The 24004-nt window shown below is 70.0% G+C and carries 23 protein-coding genes; 15 read left to right on the top strand and 8 right to left on the bottom strand.

Features of this window, described 5'->3' with window-relative positions; all coding sequences use genetic code 11:
• Positions 1 to 32 precede the first annotated feature (32 nt).
• Both LZP97_RS18020 and LZP97_RS18015 read right to left on the bottom strand, forming a co-directional pair.
• On the bottom strand, positions 33 to 476 hold the full coding sequence (locus tag LZP97_RS18020; protein WP_017679732.1) for an SRPBCC family protein: 444 nt from the start codon (positions 474 to 476) through the stop codon (positions 33 to 35).
• Between the two features lie 139 nt (positions 477 to 615).
• Entirely contained in the window at positions 616 to 1059 is a 444-nt protein-coding gene (locus tag LZP97_RS18015; RefSeq protein ID WP_010595699.1) for an SRPBCC family protein, read from the bottom strand.
• Between the two features lie 142 nt (positions 1060 to 1201).
• Between LZP97_RS18015 and LZP97_RS18010 the strand changes: the two genes are divergently transcribed.
• On the top strand, positions 1202 to 2329 hold the full coding sequence (locus LZP97_RS18010; RefSeq protein WP_026137536.1) for an NDMA-dependent alcohol dehydrogenase: 1128 nt from the start codon (positions 1202 to 1204) through the stop codon (positions 2327 to 2329).
• A gap of 89 nt (positions 2330 to 2418) precedes the next feature.
• Here the strand turns inward: LZP97_RS18010 and LZP97_RS18005 are convergent, their stop codons facing one another.
• Together LZP97_RS18005 and LZP97_RS18000 are read right to left on the bottom strand one after the other, a co-directional pair.
• The gene (locus tag LZP97_RS18005; RefSeq protein ID WP_048771510.1) at positions 2419 to 3429 is read right to left on the bottom strand and encodes a cation diffusion facilitator family transporter; all 1011 of its coding nucleotides are present in this window, start codon (positions 3427 to 3429) and stop codon (positions 2419 to 2421) included.
• Entirely contained in the window at positions 3426 to 3836 is a 411-nt protein-coding gene (locus LZP97_RS18000) for an ArsR/SmtB family transcription factor (RefSeq protein WP_048771513.1), read from the bottom strand. Before LZP97_RS18000 ends, LZP97_RS18005 begins: the two co-directional genes overlap by 4 nt.
• Before the next feature lie 115 nt (positions 3837 to 3951).
• Here LZP97_RS18000 and LZP97_RS17995 point away from each other — a divergent pair, with 115 nt between their 5' ends.
• The 4 genes from LZP97_RS17995 to LZP97_RS17980 all read left to right on the top strand — a co-directional run bounded on the left by LZP97_RS17995 (position 3952) and on the right by LZP97_RS17980 (position 7700).
• Complete coding sequence (locus tag LZP97_RS17995; protein WP_048771515.1) at positions 3952 to 4566, top strand: TetR/AcrR family transcriptional regulator; 615 nt, start codon at positions 3952 to 3954, stop codon at positions 4564 to 4566.
• A gap of 139 nt (positions 4567 to 4705) precedes the next feature.
• Complete coding sequence (locus tag LZP97_RS17990; RefSeq protein ID WP_048771520.1) at positions 4706 to 5923, top strand: acyl-CoA dehydrogenase family protein; 1218 nt, start codon at positions 4706 to 4708, stop codon at positions 5921 to 5923.
• Positions 5920 to 6951 carry a phosphotransferase family protein gene (locus tag LZP97_RS17985; protein WP_017679728.1) on the top strand — a complete coding sequence of 344 codons (1032 nt, stop codon included), beginning with the start codon at positions 5920 to 5922 and terminating at the stop codon, positions 6949 to 6951. Before LZP97_RS17990 ends, LZP97_RS17985 begins: the two co-directional genes overlap by 4 nt.
• Positions 6948 to 7700, top strand: coding sequence for an SDR family NAD(P)-dependent oxidoreductase (locus LZP97_RS17980; RefSeq protein ID WP_010595691.1), 753 nt, complete (start codon positions 6948 to 6950; stop codon positions 7698 to 7700). The genes LZP97_RS17985 and LZP97_RS17980 overlap by 4 nt, the downstream gene beginning before the upstream one ends.
• Before the next feature lie 4 nt (positions 7701 to 7704).
• Here LZP97_RS17980 and LZP97_RS17975 read toward each other — a convergent pair whose 3' ends face one another.
• A complete protein-coding gene (locus LZP97_RS17975; RefSeq protein WP_040274623.1) occupies positions 7705 to 8970 on the bottom strand; it encodes a GAF domain-containing protein in 1266 nt (421 codons plus the stop codon).
• A 220-nt stretch (positions 8971 to 9190) separates the two neighbouring features.
• Between LZP97_RS17975 and LZP97_RS17970 the strand changes: the two genes are divergently transcribed.
• Positions 9191 to 10246, top strand: coding sequence for a 2,3-butanediol dehydrogenase (locus LZP97_RS17970; RefSeq protein ID WP_010595688.1), 1056 nt, complete (start codon positions 9191 to 9193; stop codon positions 10244 to 10246).
• A 3-nt stretch (positions 10247 to 10249) separates the two neighbouring features.
• On the opposite strand, the gene LZP97_RS17965 is transcribed toward LZP97_RS17970, so the two are convergent.
• Positions 10250 to 10882, bottom strand: a complete 633-nt coding sequence (locus tag LZP97_RS17965; RefSeq protein ID WP_048771523.1) for a hypothetical protein — start codon at positions 10880 to 10882, stop codon at positions 10250 to 10252.
• Between the two features lie 310 nt (positions 10883 to 11192).
• On the opposite strand from LZP97_RS17965, the gene LZP97_RS17960 reads away from it, so the two are divergent.
• Complete coding sequence (locus LZP97_RS17960) at positions 11193 to 11651, top strand: hypothetical protein (RefSeq protein WP_048771527.1); 459 nt, start codon at positions 11193 to 11195, stop codon at positions 11649 to 11651.
• Positions 11652 to 11699: 48 nt separating this feature from the next.
• Here the strand turns inward: LZP97_RS17960 and LZP97_RS17955 are convergent, their stop codons facing one another.
• Positions 11700 to 12008: a hypothetical protein gene (locus LZP97_RS17955; RefSeq protein ID WP_040274642.1), complete on the bottom strand. Its 309-nt coding sequence runs from the start codon at positions 12006 to 12008 to the stop codon at positions 11700 to 11702.
• Positions 12009 to 12142: 134 nt separating this feature from the next.
• Complete coding sequence (locus LZP97_RS17950; RefSeq protein WP_124258465.1) at positions 12143 to 12988, bottom strand: ribonuclease H family protein; 846 nt, start codon at positions 12986 to 12988, stop codon at positions 12143 to 12145.
• Positions 12989 to 13171: 183 nt separating this feature from the next.
• Between LZP97_RS17950 and LZP97_RS17945 the strand changes: the two genes are divergently transcribed.
• From LZP97_RS17945 to LZP97_RS17910, 8 genes are all read left to right on the top strand, one after another.
• Positions 13172 to 15244, top strand: a complete 2073-nt coding sequence (locus tag LZP97_RS17945; protein WP_048771532.1) for a hypothetical protein — start codon at positions 13172 to 13174, stop codon at positions 15242 to 15244.
• Positions 15245 to 15246: 2 nt separating this feature from the next.
• A complete protein-coding gene (locus LZP97_RS17940) occupies positions 15247 to 16860 on the top strand; it encodes a class I SAM-dependent DNA methyltransferase (protein WP_048771536.1) in 1614 nt (537 codons plus the stop codon).
• Entirely contained in the window at positions 16857 to 18053 is a 1197-nt protein-coding gene (locus tag LZP97_RS17935) for a restriction endonuclease subunit S (RefSeq protein WP_152692997.1), read from the top strand. Before LZP97_RS17940 ends, LZP97_RS17935 begins: the two co-directional genes overlap by 4 nt.
• 113 nt (positions 18054 to 18166) lie before the next feature.
• The gene (locus tag LZP97_RS17930; protein ID WP_048771542.1) at positions 18167 to 18970 is read left to right on the top strand and encodes a hypothetical protein; all 804 of its coding nucleotides are present in this window, start codon (positions 18167 to 18169) and stop codon (positions 18968 to 18970) included.
• A 108-nt stretch (positions 18971 to 19078) separates the two neighbouring features.
• On the top strand, positions 19079 to 19339 hold the full coding sequence (locus LZP97_RS17925) for a type II toxin-antitoxin system Phd/YefM family antitoxin (protein WP_048771544.1): 261 nt from the start codon (positions 19079 to 19081) through the stop codon (positions 19337 to 19339).
• A gap of 194 nt (positions 19340 to 19533) precedes the next feature.
• A complete protein-coding gene (locus LZP97_RS17920; protein WP_048771547.1) occupies positions 19534 to 21153 on the top strand; it encodes an alpha/beta fold hydrolase in 1620 nt (539 codons plus the stop codon).
• Positions 21154 to 21902: 749 nt separating this feature from the next.
• Entirely contained in the window at positions 21903 to 23153 is a 1251-nt protein-coding gene (locus LZP97_RS17915; RefSeq protein WP_048771550.1) for a hypothetical protein, read from the top strand.
• 38 nt (positions 23154 to 23191) lie between these two features.
• A complete protein-coding gene (locus LZP97_RS17910; protein ID WP_017679716.1) occupies positions 23192 to 23998 on the top strand; it encodes an acyl-CoA thioesterase domain-containing protein in 807 nt (268 codons plus the stop codon).
• Positions 23999 to 24004: the final 6 nt, after the last annotated feature.

Genomic DNA, 24004 nt, shown 5'->3' with positions numbered 1-24004 from the left:
GGGATCAGGGCTGCGGGATCAGGGCTGCGGGATCAGGCGTTCCGGACGACCTGGTCCCGCAGCGCGTTCTCGGTCCGCCGCACGATCGTGCCCACCAGGGGCTCGATGAGCAGCCCGGCCGCACGCCCGGCCGGGCCGCCGGGCAGCTGGTAGCCGAAGTCGACGGCGAGCCGCATGTCGCCGTCGCCCAGGTCGTCGAACTGCCACGCCGAGCGGGTGCGGAAGCCGGAGATCGAGCTCAGCACGATCCGGTGGTTGTCCTCCCACTCGACGATCTCGAGCCGGGAGGTGAAGGCGGCCGGACCGATCCGCATGCACGCGTCGAACACCGCGCCCACGCCGCGGACCTGCTCGCCCACGGGCTCGAAGCGGGTCACGCCGTACATCCACTCCGGGACCGTGCGGTGGTCGGCGACGTATGCGAAGGCGGTGTCGAGTTCGACGTGGGCCACCCCGTCGTGGCGCACGTGGATCATGCGGCGATCGTCAGTCATACGGCGGAACCTCCGCCGGGAACCTAGCGGACTTGCTCGCACCTTCGGAATCCGCCCAGGCAGCAGTGCGGGCGGATTCCGGACGAGCGCGCGAATTGCCCCGCCCGGGGCCGGCGCGCGCTCAGGCGACGTGGCCGAGATTCGAGCGCAGCGCCTGTTCCGTCTGGCGGATCGCGGTACTCACCACCGGTTCGATGAGCTTGCCCAGTGCCCGCCCGGCCAGCCCGCCGGGGAGCTGGTAGGCGAAGTCGACGTCGAGACGGACCCGGCCGTCGCCGAGGTCGGCGAGTTCCCACCACGAGGAGGTGCGGAATCCGGCGATGGAGTCGAGGACGATCCTGCGGTCGAGTTCCCAGTCGACGATCGCCAGGCGCGAATCGAGGCCCTTCGGCCCGATCTGCATGGTGGCGTCGAAGATCGCGCCGATGCCGTTGACCTGTGATCCCACCGGTTCGAAGCGGTGGACGCCGTACATCCATTCGGGGACCGTGCGGTGGTCGTCGAGGTAGGCGAACGCCACGTCGAGGGGGACCTCCGCGACGGCGCTGTGGCGGATGTGGATCATCTGTACCTCCGTGGGGACATTTCTGTTACCCAAGGTATCAGGTAACTCGCGTCCTGGGGAGATCCTCAAAGTCGTCCGTTCGGACGCTCGTCCTGCTCTACTCATGGTGACACAGTTCACAGTGGATCCGGTGGGAGGGTTCGTGAAGACCAAGGCTGCGGTGATCAAAGGGCTCAATCAACCGTGGGAGATCGAGGAGATCGACCTGGGCGATCCGGTCGCCGGCGAAGTACAGGTACGTCTGGCTGCGTCCGGGCTGTGCCATTCCGACGAACATCTGCGCACCGGCGCGACGCCGATGCCGTCCTTCCCCGTCCTCGGCGGGCACGAGGGCGCCGGCGTGGTCACCAAGGTCGGGCCCGGAGTCACCAACATCCGGGAGGGCGACCACGTGGTGCTCGCCTTCATCCCGGCCTGCGGGCGGTGCCGCGCGTGCGCGAAGGGCCTGCAGAACATCTGCGACGAGGGGGCGAACCTCCTCACCGGGCAGGCGATCGCCGACAAGACCCACCGGGTGACGCTCAACGGTGACCCGGTGATCCAGATGTGCCTGCTCGGCACGTTCGCGCCGTACGTCACCGTGCACGAAGCGTCGGTCATCAAGATCGAGGACGACATCCCGCTCGACAAGGCCGCCCTGCTCGGCTGCGGCGTCGCCACGGGCTGGGGCTCCGCGACGGCGATCGGCGGCACCAAGGTGGGTGACTCCGTCGTCGTGATCGGCATCGGCGGCGTGGGCATCAACGCGGTACAGGGTGCCGCACACGCGGGTGCCCGGCACGTCGTGGCCGTCGACCCGGTGGAGTTCAAGCGGGATCAGGCCAAGAAGTTCGGGGCGACCCACACCTTCGCCTCGATCGAGGAGGCGCTGCCGGTGATCGGCGAGATCACCTGGGGGGCGATGGCCGACGTCACGATCATCACTGTCGGCGAGATCCACGGCGACATCATCGCTCCGTCCATGGCGCTGACGGGCAAGGGCGGTCAGGTGGTCGTGGTCGGCATGGGTAGCGCCGCCGACACCCAGGTCACGCTGAGCCTGTTCGAGCTGACCCTGCTGCAGAAGCGGCTGCAGGGTGCGATCTTCGGTGGCGTCGGCCCGCGTTCGCAGATCCCGAAGCTGCTCGACCTCTACCGGAGTGGGCAGCTCGAGCTCGACAAGCTGGTCACCAAGACGTACCGGCTCGAGGACATCAACGACGGTTACGCCGACATGCACGAGGGCCGGAACCTGCGCGGCATGGTGCTCTACGGCGACGACGACTACTGAGTGGGACGGCGGGCGGCGGATCCCACGACGGATCCGCCGCCCGCGCAGTCTTCACCGGGTCCGTCCGCACGGTACGACGAGCTGGGTGATCAGGGGGTGCGCATCTGCGTCTCGTGCGCGGGATAGGCGTGCACCAGCACCGTGGCGAGATGCGGCACCTCGGAGATCAGTGCCCTCTCGGCTTCGTGAGCGACGGCGTGCGCATCGCCCAGGCTGAGCCTCGGATCGACATCGAGCTCGACGTCGGCGTGCAGGCGGTGGCCGATCCAGCGCATCTTGAGACTGCGAATGCGGTCGACCCCGAATCGTCCCGACAGGACCCGCTCGGCCGTGGTGACGAGTTCGGGCTCGACGCCGTCCATGAGGCGCCGGACGATGTCCCGGGTGGCCGTGCGCAGCACCAGCACGATCGCGAGGGTGATCAGGATCCCGATGACGGGATCGGCCGCGGGGAATCCCAGAGCGACTCCACCGGCGCTGAAAAGAACGGCCAGAGAAGTGAATCCGTCCGTCCGAGCGTGGAGTCCATCCGCGACGAGGGCTGCCGAACCGATGCGTCGGCCCACCCGGATGCGGTAGACGGCGACGAGTTCGTTGCCGAGGAAGCCGACGAACCCGGCAAGTGCGACCCAGCCGAGGTGCTCGATGGGGACGGGATCGAACAGACGCCGAACCGATTCGACGCCGGCGAGCACCGCGGACAGAGCGATCATCGCCAGGACGAACAACCCGGCGAGGTCCTCGGCGCGGCCGTAGCCGTAGGTGAAGCGCTTGGTGGAGTCCCGGCGTCCGAGTGCGAACGCGATCCACAGCGGCACGGCGGTCAGTGCGTCGGAGAAGTTGTGCACGGTGTCCGCGGCGAGCGCGACGGAACCGGACACGGCGACGATGACGAACTGTGCCGCCGCGGTGACCGCCAGGCCGATCAGGCTGATCTTCACGGCCCGGATGCCGATGTTGCTGGATTCCAGCGCGGAATCGACGCTGTCGGCCGAGTCGTGGCTGTGCGGTGCGAACACACTCTTCGCCGCACCGACGAATCCCGAACTCCCGTGTGCGTGGCCGTGGCCGTGGCCGTGCTGGTCGTCGTGGGTGGTCACGTGGCCTCCGTATGCAGGTCGGGCCGGTGGGGGACTTCGTGCAGCGTGCGCAGTCCGGGGTCGGCTCGGTGGTGTCCCGGCACGCCGGGTCCTGCGTGTTCGGCATTGAACACGGCGTCGGTCACCAACTGCTTGATGTGCTCGTTCTCGAGGCTGTAGAAGATCGTCGTGCCCTCGCGCCGAGTGCGCACCAGGCGCGCCATCCGCAGCTTCGCCAGGTGCTGCGACACCGAGGGCGCCGCCTTGCCGACCTGCTCGGCCAGCTCGGTTACCGACAATTCGCGGTCGATCAGGGCCCACAGCAGCCGAACCCGGGTCCCGTCGGCGAGCATGCGGAACACCTCGACGACCAGGCCGACCTGATCGTCGTCGAGTCGCCGCCGACAGGGACCATTGTTTGCATACATACGCAGATAATAGAACTTTTCGAAGGCGGCTGCCGGGGCGGAGGATGGCCGGGCGGCGGGGACAGGACACGACGACTCGTGACGACGGCTCCACGGGGTCGCTTACGGTGATGCCATGGAAACGCGTGAGGAAGCCGTCGGGACATGGCGGCAGTACGGGCCGTCGACCCTGCCCAAGCCGCTCGAGGCTGCCCTCGAGGCGTTCGCCGAGCGGGGGTACGACGGCACCTCGATCCGGGAGGTCGCCGCCCGGGCCGGGCTGTCGGTTCCGGGTCTGTATCACCACTACCCGTCCAAACAGGCGCTGCTGGTGTCGTTGACGACGCTGGTGATGCGCGACCTGCTCGACCGGAGCAAGCAGGCCCTGGCGGAGGCCGGACCGACACCGTCCGAGCGGTTCGACGCCGTTGTCGAGTCGCTGCTGCGGTTCCACATGTTCCGGCGCAACCAGGCGTTCGTCGCCTCCACCGAGATGCGCAGCATGGAACCGGGTAACCGGAAGGCATACATCGCGTTGCGTGACGAGCAGCAGCGGATGCTGGACGAGATCGTCCGGGACGGGGTGGCGAAGGGGGAGTTCGGCACCGCGTTTCCGGAGGATGCGAGCCGGGCGGTGACCACCATGTGCGTGGCCGTCGCCTCGTGGTACCGGCCGGACGGACCGCTGTCCCCCGACGAGGTTGTCCGCCGCTACCTCGCGATCGCACGCTGCGCGGTAGGCGCTCGGTAGGCACGGCGCGGCAGACGCCCGGTAGGCCCGGCGCGGTGGGCGCCCGGTAGGGCGCCCTGGGTTGACCCGGCGGGGTGGGGTATGTCACGGTTGAAGCAACCGAGCGATCGATCGGTCGGGGTGAGGAGGAGGAATCGCGATGGCTGTCGATCTGTCGTACCCGGAACACGTCCAGGCGCTGGTGGCGAAGACCGAGGAGTTCGTCCGGGAGCACGTGCTGCCCGTCGAGGACGCCCACAACGGTGACATCACTGCCGCGGGCGGCGACGACCTGCGGGTGAAGCTGCAGCAGGCGGCCAAGGAAGCCGGGGTCTTCGCGCCGCACGCGCCCGTCGAGTACGGCGGCCACGGTCTCGGCATGGTCGACCGCGCCCCGGTGTTCGAGGCGGCCGGGTACTCGCTGTTCGGACCGATCGCGCTCAACATCGCCGCGCCCGACGAGGGCAACGTGCACATGCTCGCGCACATCGCCAGCGCGGAGCAGAAGGAGCAGTTCCTCGCGCCGCTCGCCCACGGCGACGTGCGGTCCGGCTTCGCGATGACCGAACCGGCCCCCGGTGCCGGATCCGATCCCAACGCCCTGACCACCCGCGCCGAGAAGGCCCCCGGCGGTTGGAAGATCAACGGCCGCAAGTACTTCATCACCGGTGCCGACGGCGCGGGCTTCTTCATCATCATGGCCCGCACCTCCGGTGAGCCCGGGCAGCGCGGCGGGGCGACGATGTTCCTCGCGCCCGCCGACGCCCCCGGGCTGACCGTCGGCCGGCACATCGACACCATCGACCGCGCCATGATCGGTGGCCACTGCGAGGTCTTCTTCGAGGACCTGTTCGTGCCCGACTCCGCCGTCCTCGGCGAGGTCGACCAGGGCTTCGCCTACGCGCAGGTACGGCTCGGGCCCGCCCGCATGACGCACGTGATGCGCTGGCTCGGCGCCGCCCGCCGCGGCCACGACATCGCCGTCGCCCGCGTCGCCGAACGCGAAGGATTCGGGAGCAAGCTCGGCGACCTCGGCATGATCCAGAAGATGGTCGCCGACAACGAGATCGACATCGCCGCCACCCGCGCCCTGCTGATGCAGGCGTGCTGGGAACTCGACCAGGGCTCCCACGCGTCCAACTCCACGTCCATCGCCAAGACCTTCGCCGCCGAGGCGGTGTTCCGGATCGTCGACCGCTCGATGCAGATGTGCGGCGGACTCGGCGTCTCCGCCGACCTGCCCGTCGCGCGCCTGGCCCGCGAGGTCCGCCCGTTCCGCATCTACGACGGGCCGTCCGAAGTGCACCGCTGGGCCATCGCCAAGCGAGCCGTCGGCGCCGCGAAGAAGGCCGCCGCCGCGAAGGAGAGCCGGGCATGAAGACCGCACAGCACGAGGGGCTCGACCTGACCGCCCTGCAGCGCTACCTGGAGGACTCGGGCATCGCCCTCGACGGCGAACTGCGCGCCGATCTCATCTCCGGTGGCAAGTCGAACCTGACGTACGCGATCTCCGACGGCACGTCGCGGTGGGTGCTGCGCCGGCCGCCGACGGCGGGACTCACCCCGTCCGCCCACGACGTCGCCCGCGAATTCCGCATCACCTCGGCACTTCAGGGGTGCGGTGTGCCGGTCGCCCACACGGTCGCCCTGTGCGAGGACGAGTCCGTGATGGGCGCCCCGTTCACCGTCGTCGAGCACGTCACCGGACGGGTGATCCGCACGACCGACGACCTCGCCACCCTGAGCGACACCGAGATCGAAGCGTGCACCGGCGAACTCGTCCGTGTGCTCGCCGCCCTGCACTCGGTGGACTACGAGGCCGTCGGCCTCGGGAAGCTCGGCCGCCCCGACGGGTACGTCGCGCGTCAGGTCAAGCTGTGGGCCGGCCAGTGGGGCCGGGTCAAGACCCGCGACCTCGACGACCTCGACCGCCTGCACGCCGCCCTCGCCGACGCGATTCCGGAATCGTCCGCGGCGTCGATCGTGCACGGCGACTACCGCATCGACAACACGATCCTCGATCCCGGCGACGCCGGAAAGATTGCGGCGGTGGTGGATTGGGAGCTGTCGACGCTCGGCGACCCGCTCACCGACGTCGCCCTGATGTGCGTGTACCGCAACCCCGCGCTCGACCAGGTGCTCGGCGAGTCCGCCGCGTGGACCAGCCCGCGCCTGCCGTCGGCCGACGACCTCGCCCAGCGCTACGCGGTCGCGACGGGCCGCGAGCTCGCCCACTGGGACTTCTACATGGGACTGGCGAACTTCAAGCTCGCCGTCATCGCCGAGGGCATCAACCACCGCTGGCGCGTCGGCGCGACCGTCGGCGACGGTTTCGACAAGGCGGGGGAGGCCGTGCCGGTCTTCGCGGCCGCCGGACTCGACGCGCTGCGGGGAGGTGGCGCATGACAACCGATCTCGCCAACCCCAGTGCGCTCGTCACGGGTGCGTCCCGCGGCATCGGGCTCGGTGTCGCCACCCGCCTCGCGCAGCAGGGCTACGGTCTGACCCTCACCGCGCGCGACGAGGCGCGGCTCGGCGCGGTCGCCGCCGACCTGCGCGACGCGGGTGCGCCCGAGGTGCGCGTCGTCGCCGCCGACCTCGGCGATCCCGAGACCGCGAGCCGCGTCGTCGCGGCACACGAGGAGACGTTCGGCAGCATGCGGGCGCTCGTCCTCAACGCGGGCGTCGGCACCGCCGGCACCATCGCCGAGTTCCCGATGCGGCGGTTCGGCAAGACCGTGTCGGTGAACTTCGAGACCCCGTTCGCGTTCGCCCAGTCGGCGCTGCCGCTGCTGCGCAAGGCCGCGGCCGCTGTTCCGCGCCGCGGGGCGAAAGTTGTTGCGCTGTCGTCGATCACCGGTGTCTATGCCGAGGCGGGCTTGGCCGTGTACGGGGCGACGAAGGCGGCGCTGATCTCGCTCGTGGAGACGCTCAACGCCGAGGAGTCCGGCAACGGCATCAGCGCGTCCGCGATCGCGCCCGCCTACGTCGACACCGACATGTCCGACTGGATCAAGGACCGCATCCCCGCCGAGGAGATGCTCGAGGTGAACGACGTCGTCGAACTCGTCGACGCGGTGCTGCGGCTGTCGTCGCGCGCGGTGCTGCCGCGCCTGGTGCTCAGCCGCGCCGGGACGGACGCCTACCGGGCGTGAGCACTCACCGGCCGTCCGCCAGCGCGCGGACGGCCGGGCTCGCGCTGTGCCGGACGAACGCACAGTCCGAGAGCCGCTCGGCCGCACCGAGGGTGAGCGTCAGATCGACCGAGTCGGCGAGCCGGTAGGGGCGGCTCTCGACGACGGAGCCGAGCGCGCGGCGCAGCCGGGACACCTCCGCCCGCACCGCGACGGCGTGGTCCGGGTCGCCGTAGATGCCGTTGCTGAGCTCGGTGACCGTCATCCCCTCGCGGCCCCGCAGGTGCAGTATCAGCAGGATCTCCGCGTGCCGCGCGGACAGCGCGCTGCGCCACGTCGAGTCCGCGCCGCTGACGACCACCGTCGGCGCGCCGGACAGGTCGAGCTCCATCGTGATCCGCGCCGGGCCGCCGGCGGGCCGGATCAACCAGCCGTGCGCGAGCTGCTCCGGGACGCACATCCCCAGGCCCGGGACGCTCAGGGTGCGGTCGGCGGTCGGTGCCGCGACCCGCTTGGTGGCCGCGACGCCCGACGCGTGCGCCACCCACCCGTGTTCGTCGACGAGCAGCAGCGGACCGCTCATCGAGGCGAGCACCGGCGCCGCGACCGTGCGCAGCCGCTCGAGCCGGTTCTCGTGCAGCCGCCACAGCTGCGCCTCGGCCAGCCGCACCGCCGTCTCCACCAGCGCGCTGATCGTGGGGTGGATCGTCAGCGCCGGGCCGCTGACGTCGACCACGCCGAGCAACTCCCCGGTGCGGGGATCGTGGATCGGGGCGGCCGTGCAGTACCAGGGGTGCTGGGACTGCTCGAAGTGTTCGGCGGAGAACAGCTGCACCGGGGCGGCCTCGGCGAGCGCCGTGCCGATCGCGTTGGTGCCCACGGTCGACTCCGTCCACCGGGCGCCCTCGCTGAACCCCAGGCTGTCCGCCCGGCTGCGAACCTTCGCCGACCCGGCCCGCCACAGCACGATCCCGTCCGCGTCGGTCACCACCATCAGCATGTGCGACGCCTCGGCCACCGAGCACACCACCTGCTCGAGGTCGCCGATCACCCCCGACAGGGGCGAGGCGCGGCGCCGGCGTTCGACCTCGGCGAGCGGCAGCAGGGCGCGGGCGTTGCTGCCGTCGGGGGCGAGACCGGCGCCGAGCACCCGCGTCCACGACCGCGCGACCACCGACCGCGGCCGCAGCGGCGAGCGGCCGCCACCGATCACCGCGTCGTGCATACGCGCCAGCTCGCGCGCGTATCGGTGCAGGTCGGTGCCCGGTTCGATGGCGCTGAAGTTGCCCACGGTCTCCGTCTCTCGTCGGTCGAGTTGTCGCGAGCATATGCCCTCGGGTGTGTCCGGCACCACACCCGGCGGTACGCGCAACGCGCTGCAACGTTTGCCGCGGCGGCGCGCTCGATGTGTGCTGGATCACGCGCCGACCTCGGCAGCGGCGCACCCGGATGATCCCGCGTCGGACTCGGCCGACCAAGATCCGACGCCCGTACAGCGAGGAGATCGACCCATGAAGGCAGCCCGCTTCCACGGCCCCGGGGACATCCGGGTCGAGGACATTCCCGAACCGGCCACCCGCCCCGGCACCGTCAAGGTCGAGGTGGAGTGGTGCGGCATCTGCGGCACCGACCTGCACGAGTACCTCGAGGGCCCGATCTTCGCCCCGCCCGCCGACGCACCGCACCCCATCACCGGCGAGACCGTGCCGATCACCCTCGGGCACGAGTTCGCCGGCGTCGTCGCGGAAGTCGGCGAGGGCGTCGACGATCTGCGCGTCGGCGACCGGGTCGCGGTCGAGCCGTACATCATCTGCGGACGCTGCGACGCCTGCCGCAACGGACGCTACAACGTCTGCGGCACACTGGGATTCGTGGGACTGTCCGGCTACGGCGGCGGGTTCTCCCAGTACGTCGTGGCCGAGCGGCGCTGGATCCACCCACTCGGCGAACTCGGCACCGACGTCGGCGCACTCGTCGAACCCCTCGCCGTGGCCTACCACGCCGTACGCCTGTCCGGAGCGCGACCGAGCCACTCGGCGCTCGTGTTCGGCGCCGGGCCGATCGGGCTCGTCACCACGTCGGCCCTGCGCGCCGCCGGTGTCGACCAGATCATCGTCGTCGAACCCGCCGACGTGCGGAAGAAGAAGGCCGAACCGGCCGGCGCGGACCACATCATCGACCCGCGCGACGGCGACGTCACCGAGCAGGTCCTCGAGCTGACCGGCGGACGCGGCGCCGACGTCTCCTTCGAATGCGCCGGCATCGACGCGGTGCTGAAGTCCGCGATCCTGTCCACCCGGGCGGGCGGCACGTGCGTCAACGTCGCGATCTGGGGCCACGAGGCGTCCGTCGCGATGAACGATCTGGTCTTCCGCGAGGTCAACCTGCTCGGCAGCCTGGCCTACGCGAACGACCATCCCGCGACGATCGAGATGATCGCCTCCGGCAAGGTCGACCCCTACCAGTTCATCACCGGCCGCATCGACCTCGACGACATCGTCGCCCACGGGTTCGAGGAACTGATCTCCAACAAGGAGGAGAACGTCAAGATCCTCGTCCGGCCGTGACGGTCAGTCGTCGTCGCCGTTCTCCTTGTTTTCGCCGCGACGGCGAAGGAAGTCGAACCCCGGCACGCCGACGATCGCCTGCCGCACGTCCTTCGCCACTCCGAGCAGCTCGTGGATCTCCGGGGCGACGGTCTCGAGCGTGCCGAGGATCGGCATCAGCGCCGTCATCCGGTCCGCGAGCTCGGGCAGCTGATCGAGCAGCACGACCGCCGCGTGCACCTCCTCGGCGCTGAGCTCGTCGATGAACTGGCCGGCGAGCGGCGCCGCCCGAGTCGCCATCGGGGCGTACGTGTCGAGCAGTTCGCCCGCCGAGTCGGACGTGCGGCCGGCCGACGCCACCACGTCCTGTGCGCGGCGGGCGACGGTCGCCGCCTCGCCGACCACCGCCGAACTGCTGTCGACGACCTCGCCGACCCGCCCGACGGTCGCGCGGGCCTCGGTGACCACGTCGTCGATCCGCGCGACGATCTCGCGGGCATCGGTGACGACGCCGTCGATGCGCCCCACCAGGGCCTCGGTCGTCTCGAGCAGGTTGACGACCCGGCCCGGGACGGACACCGCGAACTCGGCGACCTCCACGGTCCGGTCCAGGACGAGGCGGGCGGCTCCGACGGGCGCGGCGAGAAGCGACATCATGTGCTCATCCTGCCGGACCGAGGTATGTGGGCCGCGCGGGGACCGGCGAGAGTTCAGGGCGCGGTCGAGCCTCGCCGGCATCCTGGGGGAACGCCGATCGTCGGGGTGTGACATCGCGGTGGCGGACGCCGTATCGTTTGCGTCACCAGGTCTCCGGGCGAGCATCGGCCGTGTCGACCGGAGATCCGGGAGCGTGTCTCCGCAAGTGGCATTCGAACCTGCCGATTCCGAGCCCGGCCGCTGCGGTCGCGCGACACCGCGGTCGGGGGCAACCCGCGACGCATTTCGCTCGGATCGGGAGGTAGCAGTGATGAATGTCCTCGACAAGACCGCGCAGGCGGTCGTCGGCGTGGCAGACGCCACCACCCGCGCCGCCGGCGCCGTCGGCGGCGCCGCGCTGGGCGCACTGACAGGCAGCGTGCGTGGCGCCGCCGAAGGAGCTCGCTCCGGTCTCGGCAGCGGAGCCGAGTCGACGCCGACGGCAGCGGCAACGATCGTCGTGCTGGGCGCTACCGGCCTGGCAACCGGTATCGCCGCCGCGCCCGTGCTGGCCGGACTCGGCGCCACGGCCCTGGCCATCCGGCTGCTCACGCCTCGTCCCACCCCCACACCCGGTGCTCCCACGACCGAGCGTGCTCCGGCGCCGACCCCGGACACCACACCCACGAGCCCCGGTGCGCCCCCGATCGCGGCAGCGGCGAAGCCGTCGGCGGGGAAGTCGACGACGGGGGAGCCGCCGGCACAGAAGGCCCCGGCACGGAAGCGGTGATCGGAGGCTCGAGTGCACCGCCGCGAGGCCGGCGTCCGGTGCGCTCGACTACGTCGCAGGGACGACCGCGGCGCCCGCGTTGCCGTCCGTCGCCGCTCCCGGCGAGCCAGGACGTTCGGCGGCGGACTTGGCATGCTCGGTGACCAGGACCTGGCCCACGCCGATCGCCACCGCCACGGGCCACTCGATCAGATCCAACGCCACGAGCAGGCCGAGGCCGGCGAAGTAGGCGAGTTGTTCGGGCCGCGGGATGTCGAGCCGGCCCACCAGGGGCAGGCGCACCGCGAAGCGTTCGGCGTCGCGGGCCACACCGGCAAGGGTGCGGTGGGACTGCCAGAAGGACTGTTCGTCGGCCATGGCCATCTCTTTCGTGAGCTGTGCGCCATCGGACGCACTCCAGGCTTCCACCATCGATCCTAGGGCGGTCCCGTTCCGGCCGGCCTCGACCATTTCCCGGTTCGGCCGATTTCGCGCGTATAGGCGAGGGCGGCTCAGGCTGCTGCGGACGTAGGGGTGAGCAGCGAGGCGACGATGTTCGTGGCAATCGTCTGCCGGGCCGCGGAAGGAACCTGGGCCTCGTGAGCGCGCCGGGCGGCCACGGCGAGGCGATCGGCGACCTCGTTGAGCGGGTGCCCGCTGTGGCCGCGCACCCACGAGTAACGGATCGGCAGGCCGCGGGTGCGGTGCCGGATGCGGTCGGCGATCACCGTCGCTTCGGTGGTGAGCGGGGCTTCGCCGCGCAATCCCGCGAGCGCGTGCCGACTGTCACTGAGGATGTGCAGGGGCCGGTTCCGGTAGGTGGTGACGGCCAGTTCGATGGCGAGGAGCTCACCGGCCAGGATCGAGCGCGTGTCGGGGAAGATCTTCTGCCGGAAGTTGCCGTCGGCCCGCACACACGCCACTCCCACGCCGCGACGCGAACCCTTCGACGCGTCGGTGGCCACCGTCTGCTCGACCAGAGGGTTGGTCTCTGCCTCGCGGGCGGCGTCCTCGGCGGCCAACCGCTCGGCGACGTGGCGGCCGATCGCGTCGGCGGCGGCGCGGGCCAGCTCCCCCAAGGGGCCGTAACCGATGTCGATCAGGGTGATCGAGGGGAAGGAGCCCGCGACGGCGTGCAGTTCCCGGCGCAGGTCCGCGTCGGTCAGGTGCAGCCGCACGGACGTGTCGGCGGTACGGGCGCACAGTTCGGCGAAGGCGTCGAGGCCGACGGCGAAGCGGGCCTCGGCGCTGTGCTCCGGGCGGACGAACAGGGCGATGCCCGTGCCGGTGGCCAGTGCCGCGCAGCTGAGCGGGCCGGTGGCGGTGGTGGTCTGCCTGATGTGGATCGCTGCGAGCATGACGTCCTCCTCGTCCGAATCGGGTACGGACGAGAATGCCGCGACTGAGCCACCATTCGCCGAGTGCATATTGATAACCGGGGTTATCGATCTTTGTGAAGGGCGTGTCGGAAACGTCGTCTAGATTGGGGAAACCGCGCCGATCGCGGGCGTCGAGGCAAGAGTAGAGGGGAGGGCCGACACGTGAGTACCGGTTCTGCGCTCCTGCTGTCCAAGGCGGACATCGCGGCACTCGCCCGCGTGCAGCGGCCCGTCGTCACCATGTGGGCGAAGCGGTATCGCGGCCCGGATCGGCCGTTTCCCGAGCCGGTGCGCGCCGACGGCCGACAACACCGTTACCGTGCGGACGACGTAGTCGCCTGGCTGTCGAGCCGCGGACTCGGCAACAATGCGTCCGTCGCCGAGGACCTCGCCGCGCACGCAGCCTTCGAGGATCCCGCCGGTGCGGACGCGGCCACAGCGTTCGCGGCGCTGACCGCCCTGCTGTGCGTCAAGGCCCGCACCGGGGAGCAACTCGCGGACCTCGACGGCGACGACCTGCTCGACGAGGCCGACGACCTCGACCCCGACGACGCGTACCTCTACCGCGAGATCGAGGCGCTCGGCGGGCGGCTACCCACTTACGCCGCGCACGCCGACCGCATGGCCGACGCCGCCTACACCGTCGAGCACGCCTTCGAGACCCTCATGGCGCAGCGGTTCCGCCTGCCCCTCGACGCGCTGGCCGATACGGCGCTCAGCCCTGCCGCGCTCGAGATGTGCGCGCAGGTCGTCGGCGCGCTGGCGCCCGACGACCGGGCCGTCTTCGTCGATCCGTCGCCGGACGGCAGCGATCTGTTCGTCGCCCTGCGGCAGCGCCTGCCGGAGTTCGTCGAGCCGATCGCGATGACCGGCCACGCCGACACCCCGACGGCGCGCCTGGCGCGGCGCCGGCTGTCTGTGCACCGATGGCGTCGCCGCCCCACGCCTGCAACGGGATTCGACGAGGACTTCTCGATTGACGGGCCCGCCGTGTTCCTCACCCAGTACCCGTCGCCGTCCACCCTCGGCTACTCCGATGCCCGAATCCTCGCGGAGATCGACAACATCACCGTGCAGATGGGCTCTGAGCATCTCGCGGTGATCGTTGGGCCGGCATCCGCGCTGACCGATCCCCTGCGCGACCGGGAGGCTGCCGCCGTCCGGGCCGACCTGCTGCGGTCGGACCGGTTGCGCGCCGTATTCCGCCTCCCGGAGGGACTGCTCGTCACCAAACCGGGATCGTCGATGGCGTTGTGGGTGCTCGGAGCGCCCGACGACTCCGTCACACCCACGGACCGGTGGACGGTGCTGGCGGACCTGCGGACCAGGGCGCTCGACGCAGCGGTGACCGACGGAATCGTCGCCGACGTGACCGCCGCGATGGGGTCGCGCGAGCACCTGCGAGCCCACGCATTCGAGTTCGCCTCGGTGCACCGCACCTCCACGCTGCTCGCCGAGGACCGTCGCGGCCTGCTGCCACCCGCGCCCCGGCGCCGGCGTCGCCGCATCGCGGGCAACGAGACCGCGGCCGAGGCGGCCGAACTGGTGGGCGCGGCGAACCGGGCGGCGCGTGCGGTGCGGGACGACCTGCACCTGGGCGTCGAATACCGGCAGGCCCCGCGCCCGGCGCCGACCGCCGACCGGCTCGCCGATGCCGGAGTGCTGAAGGTGATGCCCGGCAACCGCATCGACGACGACGATGTCGAAGCCGGCGGCGACGTGCGCGTCATCGGCACCGACGAGCTGCTCGGCCGCGCGCGCATCGGCGACCGCGGCATCGACCGCCTCGTCCTGGCGACTCGCTACCCGAGCGGGCGGTACACCGAGCCGGGCGACATCGTCTTCTGCACGGCACCGGAATTCGGCGTCGTCGTCGACCACGAGGGCGCCGCGGTCGTGCTGTCACCAGCGCGCGTGCTGCGGGTCGCCGACCCGCACGCCTCGGGAGTCCTGCCGGAACTCGTGGCGCGCACGCTGCGTCGCATGCCCGTCGCCCCCAAGCCCGCCGGGGCCATCCGGTCCGGGCAGGGGTGGCGGGACTGGCCGATCCCGGTCGTGGAGGCCGACCGGATCCCCGCGGTGAGCGCCGCACTGAAGGAGCTGCGCGCGCGACGCGAGGCCGCACGGCAGCTGCTCGACACCCTCGACCGACTCACCGATACCTTGACCGACGGTGTGGGCCACGGCGTTCTCACCGTCACCGCAGGAACCCGGCCCGGCCGGGAGGAAGGTTGACCATGCCACCGAGGAAGAAGACGGCGCCCACCGCGCCGTCGACGATGAAGGAACTGAAGGACACGCTGTGGAAGGCAGCGGACAAGCTGCGCGGCTCCATGGACGCCTCCCAGTACAAGGACGTGATCCTCGGTCTGGTGTTCCTCAAGTACGTGTCCGACGCGTTCGACGAGCGCCGTGAGCAGATCCGTGCCGAGCTCGTCGCCGACGGTCTCGACGAGGACGGCATCGCTTCGCTCATCGACGACCAGGACGAGTACCTGGGGTCGGGTGTGTTCTGGGTGCCGGAGCCGGCGCGGTGGTCGTACCTGGCGCAGAACGCCAAGGGCATCCAGGAGGCGGCCGGTGTCGAGGCCCGCACCATCGGCCAGCTGGTCGACGCGGCGATGCGGGAGCTGATGAACGCCAACGAGACCCTCGTGGGCACCCTGCCGGTGATCTTCAACCGCGACAGCGTTGACCAGCGGCGCCTCGGCGAGCTGATGGACCTGCTCGGCGACACCCGCTTCACCGGTGAGGGCGCCCGCAAGGCGCGCGACCTGCTGGGGGAGGTGTACGAGTACTTCCTGGAGAAGTTCGCTCGCGCCGAGGGTAAGCGCGGCGGCGAGTTCTACACCCCGGCCGGTGTGGTGCGGGTGCTGGTGGAGGTGCTCGAGCCGTACAACGGGAGGGTGTACGACCCGTGCTGCGGGTCGGGCGGCATGTTCGTGCAGACCGAGAAGTTCATCGAGCACCACGGAGGTAACCCGACCGACGTCGCGGTGTACGGGCAGGAACTCAACGAGCGCACTTGGCGGATGGCGAAGATGAACCTCGCCATCCACGGCATCACCGCGAATCTCGCCGACCGCTGGGAAGACACGTTCGCCCAGGACAAGCACCCGGATCTGCTCGCCGACTACGTGATGGCGAATCCGCCGTTCAACATCAAGGACTGGACCCGCAAGGAAGACGACAAACGCTGGAAGTACGGCGTTCCGCCGGCCGGTAACGCGAACTACGCGTGGATCCAGCACATCATCTCCAAGCTCGCCGAAAAGGGCAGCGCGGGCGTGGTGATGGCGAACGGGTCGATGTCGTCGAACTCCGGTGGCGAGGGTGAGATCCGCGCGCGGCTCGTCGAGGCCGACCTGGTCTCCTGCATGGTGGCGCTGCCGACGCAGTTGTTCCGCAGCACAGGCATTCCGGTGTGCGTGTGGTTCTTCGCGAAGGACAAGTCGGCCGGTGTGAAGGGCAAGATCGATCGCCGCGGCCAGGTGCTCTTCATCGACGCCCGCAACCTCGGCTACATGGTGGACCGCGCCGAGCGCGCGCTGTCGGACGACGACATCGCCAAGATCGCTGGCACCTACCACGCTTGGCGCGGAACGGAATCCGCATCCGGTGAGGACTACGCGGACGAGCCGGGCTTCTGCTACTCGGCGACCCTCGCGGAGATCAAGGAAGCCGATTACGCACTCACGCCGGGTCGGTACGTCGGTGCGGCCCCGATCGAGGACGACGGCGAGCCGATCGCGGAGAAGATCGCGCGGCTGACGAAGGAACTGTACGAGCAGTTCGACGAGTCGGCGCGGTTGGCGGCTGTTGTGCGGGAGCAGTTGGGGAGGGTGGAGTGAGCGCAGGTTGGACGCTAGACGCAGTCTGCCTTCAAATCGTGGACTGCGAACACAAGACTGCGCCAATCGACGAGTCTGGCGCGTACTTCGCTGTCGGCACTCCTGCGATGCGAGACGGCGTTATTGACTACTCGCAGGCGCGCAGAATTTCTCGTGACACGTTTGAGAAGTGGACTCATCGGATGCGCCCAGAGGTGGGCGATTTGCTGTTCGCCCGTGAGGCTCCTGTTGGTCCAATTGTTCGAATTCCCAGAGAGGAGAACGTCGCGCCTGGGCAGCGCACGGTGCTACTACGGCCTGACTCAAGCCGGGTCTCATCTGACTTTCTCTTCTACCTACTCAGTTCTCCTCTGCAGCAACGTCGACTGCAGGAACGAGCGTACGGTTCCACAGTCCCGCACCTGAACGTGGCAGACGTACGGGCCTTCCAACTCCCTCAGTTGCCTGGGCTTCCTGCGCAGCAAGCCATCGCAGAGATCCTCGGCGCCCTCGACAACAAGATCGCCGCAAACCGCAAGCTTGCGCGAGTTGCAGACGCGCTCGCACATGCGATTTTTCGGACAATTGCTCATGGAGCTTCAGATCGAGCAGTTGCGTACGGGGATATCGCGAATGTTGGCGGCGGTGGAACCCCTAAGACGAGCGTTCCTGAGTACTGGGGCGGGTCAATCCCCTGGGCGACTCCAACAGACGTCACCGCACTCGACGTGCCGTCCCTCGGTGAGACGGCACGGTCGATCACCGAGCAGGGGCTTGCAAACAGTTCCGCGAATTTGTATCCGGCTGGCTCGATTCTGATGACGTCGCGTGCCACGATCGGTGCATTCGCAATCGCCGAGAGACCACTTGCCGTCAACCAAGGGTTCATCGTCGTCAACGCCAAGGATCCGGTATTTCAATGGTGGCTTTACCACGATATGCGATCGCGGGTAGACGAGTTCGTCGCTCACGCGAACGGTGCGACGTTCCTTGAGTTGCCGCGAGGGCGGTTCAAAACTCTGACTGTACACGTTCCCGAAGTCGCTGTGATTGAGGAATTTTCTGCTCAAGCCGCTGGTCTGCATGAAGTTGCATCAGCCGCCAGTGGGGAGACGCGTACACTTGCCACTCTCCGCGACACCCTCCTCCCGCGCCTCATGTCCGGGGAACTCCGCGTCAAGGACGCCGAAGCAGTCGTCGCCGACGCCGTCTGACCGAAGCTGTCACTCGGTCGAGTCCCATCGCGCGGATACGCGCACTCCGATTCGTGCGGTGGGACTCGTGCAGCGTTCACATGGACACCGGTGCGATCCGAGAGAGGTCACCCATGAAACGCATCGCGCCCTACCTGCGCGTCGTCGCAGGCATGTTCGCCGCCATCTTCCTGTGGATGGCGTTCCTGTACGTCATGCACGGTGACGTCGCCGGCTTCCTCCTCATGCTCGGCATCGGAGCGGGACTCGGCTACGCGGCAATCGGAAAGCTGGTTCGCGACCGTCGCGCCCGGCTCGAGGCCGAACGGGCCGCCTTGGCGGCCAGGGCCGAGGCGGGCCACCAGGCCTACCTTGCCGGGGATCCGGCCGCCCTCTCGCCGCCGCCCGACCCGACGCCGCGACCGCCGGTCCGTAGGGGAGTGGTCATCGCCGCCGCGGTCGCCGCACTGTTCGTGGCCTTCGGGATCGTCACCGACATCCAGGACGGACTAGAAGACCCCGGCGAGCCGGACGTCACGAATTCGGCGACACCGCCTGCCGCTGCGCCGGCGTCGCGAACCATGCCGACGACCCCGCCCGCCCCGTCGACGACAGTCGCGGCGGCGGCCACCACAACGACGCCCGTGCCGTCTTCGACCACGTCTGCGGCGGCACCGACGACGAACGTCGCCGACACCGCGCCGACCGCCGTCATGCCGGACGTGACGTGCATGGACCTGCAAGCTGCGCAGGACACCATCCAAGCCGCGGGGATCTTCTATTCCCGCAGCATCGACGCAACCGGACGGGGACGGGCACAGGTCCTCGACCGAAACTGGGTGGTGGTATTCCAAGCGCCGGCCCCGGGCCTGCTCATCGGTGAAGGCGAGGCGGTGCTGTCCGTCGTCAAGGACGGGGAGCCGGGCGACTGCTCCTGACGACGGATTCGTGGCGTTGCTGGGAGCAACGTGGATTCGTCGACCGCTTCGGACAGACCACCCATCTCGGCTGGGACGTACGATTTTCTGTAAAGGACAGAGGTCGTCATGCGAACCATGAGTTACAGCGAATCGCGCGCCCGGTACGCCGAGGTTTTGGACTCTGTCGTCAACGACCGGGAGGAGATCGTGATTACCCGCTCGGGCCACGAACCGGTCGTGATCGTCTCCCTGGCGGACTTCGAGTCGCTGCGTGAAACGGCCTACCTGACGCGTTCACCGGCGAACGCTCGGCGTCTACTCGATGCGATGGAACGGCTCGAAGCAGGCGAGAGGCAGGTGCACGAACCGATCGACGGTGATGACTGACCGTGCGGCTGGTGCGGGACGTCGATGCCTGCATCGCCGCGTGCCGGTATCACTACGGCCGGTAAGAGGCCTCGGCGAGATCGTCGAGCCAGGGTCTTCGAGACGCGGGCGGCCGGGTGGTCGGCGGCTGAGTTGCACTGACGAGGGCCGGTGGTCCCTTGTGGAGCGCCAGGGACCCGGCGCACGCTGGACACATGGCGGTCGCACCGAAGGTCGCGGTGGCGGGCGCGGCGGCAGCCGTGGTCTACGGACGCTTCGTGCGCCCGCGGCTCGTGCGGTGGGGCGCCACCGACGAGGAGGTCCGCGGGCCGTTCCCCGGTGCGGATCTGGTGCCCGACGGGGAGAGATCGGGCGCGATGGCCGTCACCATCGACGCGCCGCCCGAGCAGGTGTGGCCGTGGCTGGTGCAGATGGGCTGGGACCGCGGCGGCTGGTACTCCTGGGATCACCTGGACAACGCCGGTCGTCCGAGCGCCCGGGAAGTGCACCCGGAATGGCAGGACATCCGGCCCGGCGACCAACTGAAGTACTGGGCGCCCGGGGCGGGACCTCTGGACGCGTACAAGGTCGCGCAGATCGAGCCGAACCGGTTCCTCGGGCTGTACGGGTTGATCGATCTGCGGGGCGGCACCCTCGACCCCGGTCAGCCGCGCCCGTCCGCCTACCTGGAAGGACTGTGGGGCTTCCAACTGAAGGAGCTGCCCGGCGGGCGCACCCGCCTCGTCGTCAGCGGGTATCAGGCGGGTCGACCGCGATGGCTTACGCGCCTCGTCTACTCCGGGATCTTCCCGCCGGTCGTGTGGATCATGCAGGCGCGCATGCTGGCAGTCCTCAAACGCAACATCGAAAATGACTCGCAGGCAACGGGTTCGAACACGACGACAAGCGAGGTGCGACGACGCGACTCTCGTGGTCCGTCGTCGGCGGCGGTGACATGGCGCGGCAGCCTGCACCGCGTCCGGCCCGGCCGGGTTCCGATCCGGGACACCTCCCTCTACGTCGACGTCGTCGGGCAGGGGCCGCCGCTCGTGCTCATGCACGGCGGACCGTCGGCGGACATGTGGACGATGCAGGCCTTCCGGCAGTGCGCGGACCGGTTCACCCTGGTGTTCTACGACCACCGCTGCAACGGGCGCTCGATCGGTGCGCCCGTCGACTCGATGACGTGGGAGAACCTCACCGCGGACGCCGACGCCCTGCGGGAGCGCCTCGGGTTCGACCGGTGGGCGGTGCTCGGCCACTCGTTCGGCGGGCAGGTCGCGCTCGAGTACGCCCTGCGCTTCCCCGAGAGGGTCTCGCACCTCGTGCTTCTCGACACCGGCGCCGACAGTCACTGGGAGCGGCAGAACGCACCGAAGGTGCTCCTCGAGCGCGGCTACGGCCGGGAGAAGGCGGAGCTGGTGCGGCGGTGGTTCACCGGCGAGTTCACTGCCCGCGAGTACTTTCCGATCTTCGCGCAGATCGGGGACGCATACTTCTACCGTTCCGGCCTCGACGTACTGGCGCGCGAACTGAGCAGCGGCGCGTGGCGTTCGCGGCTGCGGCCGGCGCCGCTCATCTTCGCCGGCCGGCATCTGCTGAAGGACTGGACGGTCACCGATCGGCTCGGCGAGATCACCGCTCCCACGCTCGTCGTGGCCGGGCGCGACGACTTCGTGTTCCCCCCGGAGTGTCAGCGGGAGCTGGCCGCCGGCATTCCCCGTGCGCGCCTTCGGATCATCGACCGGGCCGGGCACAACCCGCACGACGAGCAGCCCGCCGAGGTGATGGAGGCGGTCACGGACTTCCTCGGTGGTGGCGTTCCCGCCGGATGACGAACGTGCCGGGGTGGGAGGCGTGTCGAGGAGGCGGACGCCCTGCGGGCGGCTGTCCCCGACCGAGCGGAGACCCTGCGGGTCCCTGTGTTCTTCGGCCCCTTCCCCAACGCTGCCCGGTCGCCATACCCCGATAGACCGTCTCGGCCAGCACTTTCGGCCGCACGTCGCGGGCGACGTGCGGCTGTACTGGACCCGAACGAACGTGTCGACCCGCGCGATCAGGTGCCCCGCCACCAGCTACGGGGACAAAGGTACTGGTGCCCAGTCGGTTTCGAGCGCAACGAACTCGCACTCGCAGCGTCCGTGCGCTGACGTCGGACCACGGGAGAGTAGCGACGTAGACCGGTGTGCCTCGGTTGCCCTCGCGCACACCGGGAGCAGCGATGCACGACGAGCCCCTCGATGCCGAGGGGCTCGTGCGTCAGGACGCCGACCGGGTGCGGCGGTGTGGGATCGGCGCGACGGAACGTGCGCGCGGTTGCGGGTACACGCCCCTGCCGGGCGTGTGGATAGACTCCACCCTACGGTGCATGACAGCTCTTTCTGTCGTGTGCCCAGACCCCGGTGCGGTGCTGCAACACCTGCCGGGGTCGACCTGTTTTCAGGCCAATGGAGGGATGGTGGCACGGCCGGCACGCACCGTCAACTCGAACGCGCGTTCGGATACCTCGGGCGTGCGTGACGAAATCCGAAGAGAGTCCGGCGCGTCGGGCACGCGCGAGGGGGGTGCCCGGCGAAGGTAGGGCGTGGCGTCAATTTTCCGATATGTCCTTCTTGTCGTCGGCGGCTTCACCGCGGGGCTGGTGCTGGCCGCCCCGAGCGTCGACACCTATCCCTTGGCCGACGGGTTGCTGCCCGGCCCGGTGTTCACCTCCGACGTCGCCGCCGCAGCAGCGGGAGCGCTCGCGGCGCTGGCCGTGGCGGCAGTTCGTCGGCGCGTGCTCGCGGTCGCCCTGGTCGGCGCGATGGTCGTGGCCGTCGTCGCGCTGCCGGGAGGGTGGCGGTTCGACATGTACGCCGCGACGATCGGCGCGGGCCTGCTGCTCGGCGCGCTCGTCGTGCTGGGCACCGGAAAGCTGCACGCCGCCCTCGTCGGAGCGGTGGTGGCCGGGCTGCTGACGGCCGAGCCGCTCGCACAGTTCCGTGAGCTGGACTCGGCGCCTCAGCGGTACGCGTCCTACCTGGCAGCGAGCGTGCAACCGGTCAATGCCGTGTGGCTGCCGCTGGCGATCGTGACTGCCGTCGCGGCGGGGGTGCTGGCGCTGACCGCCCGAAACGACACGGTGCCGGTCGACGCGCCCCGGGCCCGCGGGCGGGAGGTGGCCGTCGGTATCGGTGTGCCGATCCTCGGGGTGGGGCTGTACTGGTCGTTCCACCACGCGCTGTTCTCTCTGGACGATGCCGGGGAAGGGCGATGGTTGCTGGGCCTGGTGGCGGTGCCGGTGCTCATCGCCGCGGCGCTGTGGCTGCGGGGACGGACGGGGGCGGTGCTCCTGGCGGCGACGGCGGTGGTCGTCGCCGTGGGCGGTACCGTCTCGTGGTCGCCGGCGGCGTGGCCGGCGCTGCTGATCGCGCCGGCTCTTGTGGCCGTCGGTGTGTGGCTGGGTCGCCGCAGGCCGATCCCGCTGATCGGTGTCGGTCTGCTCGCGCTCGCCGCGGCTGCCGGGATCTTCGATCGTCCCCCGTGGGACAACGCGAATTTTGTGGCGACGATCCTTGTGGTGCCGTTCGCCGCCGCGTACTCGATCGTCGCGTCACTGCCGTCGACGGCGCCCGTGACCGCCACCTCGCTGACCCTGCTGGCGGTGCTGGCGCTGCCGCTGCTCGCGCAGTTCGGGTGGACGGCCTACACCCCGCTCACCGACGACCCGGCCGGGTGGAGCCCGAGTGCGTGGACGTGGACGTCGGTGGGTGCGACGACCGCCGCCGTCCTGGCCTGCGGTGCGGCGATGGCATGGCTTCGATACCGCAGCGCGAGCGAGGACGTCGGAACCTGACCGGGAGCCGCGGAAACGGACACTGCGAGAATCCGAGCATGCCTGACTCCACGCGCGGATACTTCACCGAATCCGACGGCACGTACCTTCCCACGAAGTACGCCGTCAGCCCCTGGTCGTCGACCATGCTGGCCGGGCCGTGCGTGACCGGCCTGCTCGCCCGGGAGCTCGACAAGGACCACGGTCCCGACGGGTTCGTCCCCGCCCGGCTCACCGTCGACCTGTTCCGGCCGGTGCAGAACGCGCCCGTGCGGTTCGAGACGACCCGCGTGCGCGACGGCAACCGCATCCGCGTCGCCGACGCCTACCTCATCCAGGGCGACGACGTCACCGCCCGCGGAACCGTCGTCTACCTGCGCCCGTCCGAGCAGCCGCCCGGCACGGTGTGGACCCGGGACGAGCACCCGACGCCGCCCGCCGAGGCGTTCGACGGCCCGGAGACCGGATTCGCGCGCACCTGGTTCGGCAGCGACGCGCACCCCGAGGGCTGGTCGCAGGTGCGGGCCGAGCACCAGAACGCGAGCCGGAAACGCATGTGGTCCCGGCAGATTCCGGTGCTCGTGGGGGAGGAGATGTCGCCGTTCGTGCGGACCGCGGTCGTCGGCGAGGGCACCAGTTTCATGGCCAACTGGAGCGACGAGGGCGTCGGCTTCATCAACGGCGATCTCACCCTGACCCTCTCGCGGCTGCCCGTCGGCACCGAGGTCGGCGTCGAAGCCGACCACCACCTCAGCGCCGACGGCGTCGCGGTGGGCACCTCGGTGCTGTTCGACCGGCTCGGCCCGTTCGGGACGGGCGCCGTCACGTGCCTGGCGAACGCTCGTCGTCAGGTGAACTTCGGTTGAGCGGCA

The sequence above is a fragment of the Rhodococcus sp. DMF-1 genome (assembly GCF_021441945.1).
In the GTDB taxonomy this organism is placed as follows: domain Bacteria; phylum Actinomycetota; class Actinomycetes; order Mycobacteriales; family Mycobacteriaceae; genus Rhodococcus; species Rhodococcus ruber.
The sequence above is the reverse complement of the archived record's forward strand: the minus strand, read 5'-3'. Positions and strand labels throughout refer to the sequence as shown.

What these genes read in the sequence shown, in the direction of transcription:
- LZP97_RS17985 (WP_017679728.1), top strand. Translation starts at nt 5,920, where the DNA reads ATGAAGACCGCACAGCACGAGGGGCTCGACCTGACCGCCCTGCAGCGC.
- LZP97_RS17960 (WP_048771527.1), top strand. Translation starts at nt 11,193, where the DNA reads ATGAATGTCCTCGACAAGACCGCGCAGGCGGTCGTCGGCGTGGCAGAC.
- LZP97_RS18015 (WP_010595699.1), bottom strand. Translation starts at nt 1,059, where the DNA reads ATGATCCACATCCGCCACAGCGCCGTCGCGGAGGTCCCCCTCGACGTG.
- LZP97_RS17930 (WP_048771542.1), top strand. Translation starts at nt 18,167, where the DNA reads ATGAAACGCATCGCGCCCTACCTGCGCGTCGTCGCAGGCATGTTCGCC.
- LZP97_RS17920 (WP_048771547.1), top strand. Translation starts at nt 19,534, where the DNA reads ATGGCGGTCGCACCGAAGGTCGCGGTGGCGGGCGCGGCGGCAGCCGTG.
- LZP97_RS17940 (WP_048771536.1), top strand. Translation starts at nt 15,247, where the DNA reads ATGCCACCGAGGAAGAAGACGGCGCCCACCGCGCCGTCGACGATGAAG.
- LZP97_RS17990 (WP_048771520.1), top strand. Translation starts at nt 4,706, where the DNA reads ATGGCTGTCGATCTGTCGTACCCGGAACACGTCCAGGCGCTGGTGGCG.
- LZP97_RS17925 (WP_048771544.1), top strand. Translation starts at nt 19,079, where the DNA reads ATGCGAACCATGAGTTACAGCGAATCGCGCGCCCGGTACGCCGAGGTT.
- LZP97_RS17970 (WP_010595688.1), top strand. Translation starts at nt 9,191, where the DNA reads ATGAAGGCAGCCCGCTTCCACGGCCCCGGGGACATCCGGGTCGAGGAC.
- LZP97_RS17950 (WP_124258465.1), bottom strand. Translation starts at nt 12,988, where the DNA reads ATGCTCGCAGCGATCCACATCAGGCAGACCACCACCGCCACCGGCCCG.
- LZP97_RS17965 (WP_048771523.1), bottom strand. Translation starts at nt 10,882, where the DNA reads ATGATGTCGCTTCTCGCCGCGCCCGTCGGAGCCGCCCGCCTCGTCCTG.
- LZP97_RS18000 (WP_048771513.1), bottom strand. Translation starts at nt 3,836, where the DNA reads ATGTATGCAAACAATGGTCCCTGTCGGCGGCGACTCGACGACGATCAG.
- LZP97_RS17955 (WP_040274642.1), bottom strand. Translation starts at nt 12,008, where the DNA reads ATGGCCGACGAACAGTCCTTCTGGCAGTCCCACCGCACCCTTGCCGGT.
- LZP97_RS17910 (WP_017679716.1), top strand. Translation starts at nt 23,192, where the DNA reads ATGCCTGACTCCACGCGCGGATACTTCACCGAATCCGACGGCACGTAC.
- LZP97_RS17980 (WP_010595691.1), top strand. Translation starts at nt 6,948, where the DNA reads ATGACAACCGATCTCGCCAACCCCAGTGCGCTCGTCACGGGTGCGTCC.
- LZP97_RS18020 (WP_017679732.1), bottom strand. Translation starts at nt 476, where the DNA reads ATGATCCACGTGCGCCACGACGGGGTGGCCCACGTCGAACTCGACACC.
- LZP97_RS17995 (WP_048771515.1), top strand. Translation starts at nt 3,952, where the DNA reads ATGGAAACGCGTGAGGAAGCCGTCGGGACATGGCGGCAGTACGGGCCG.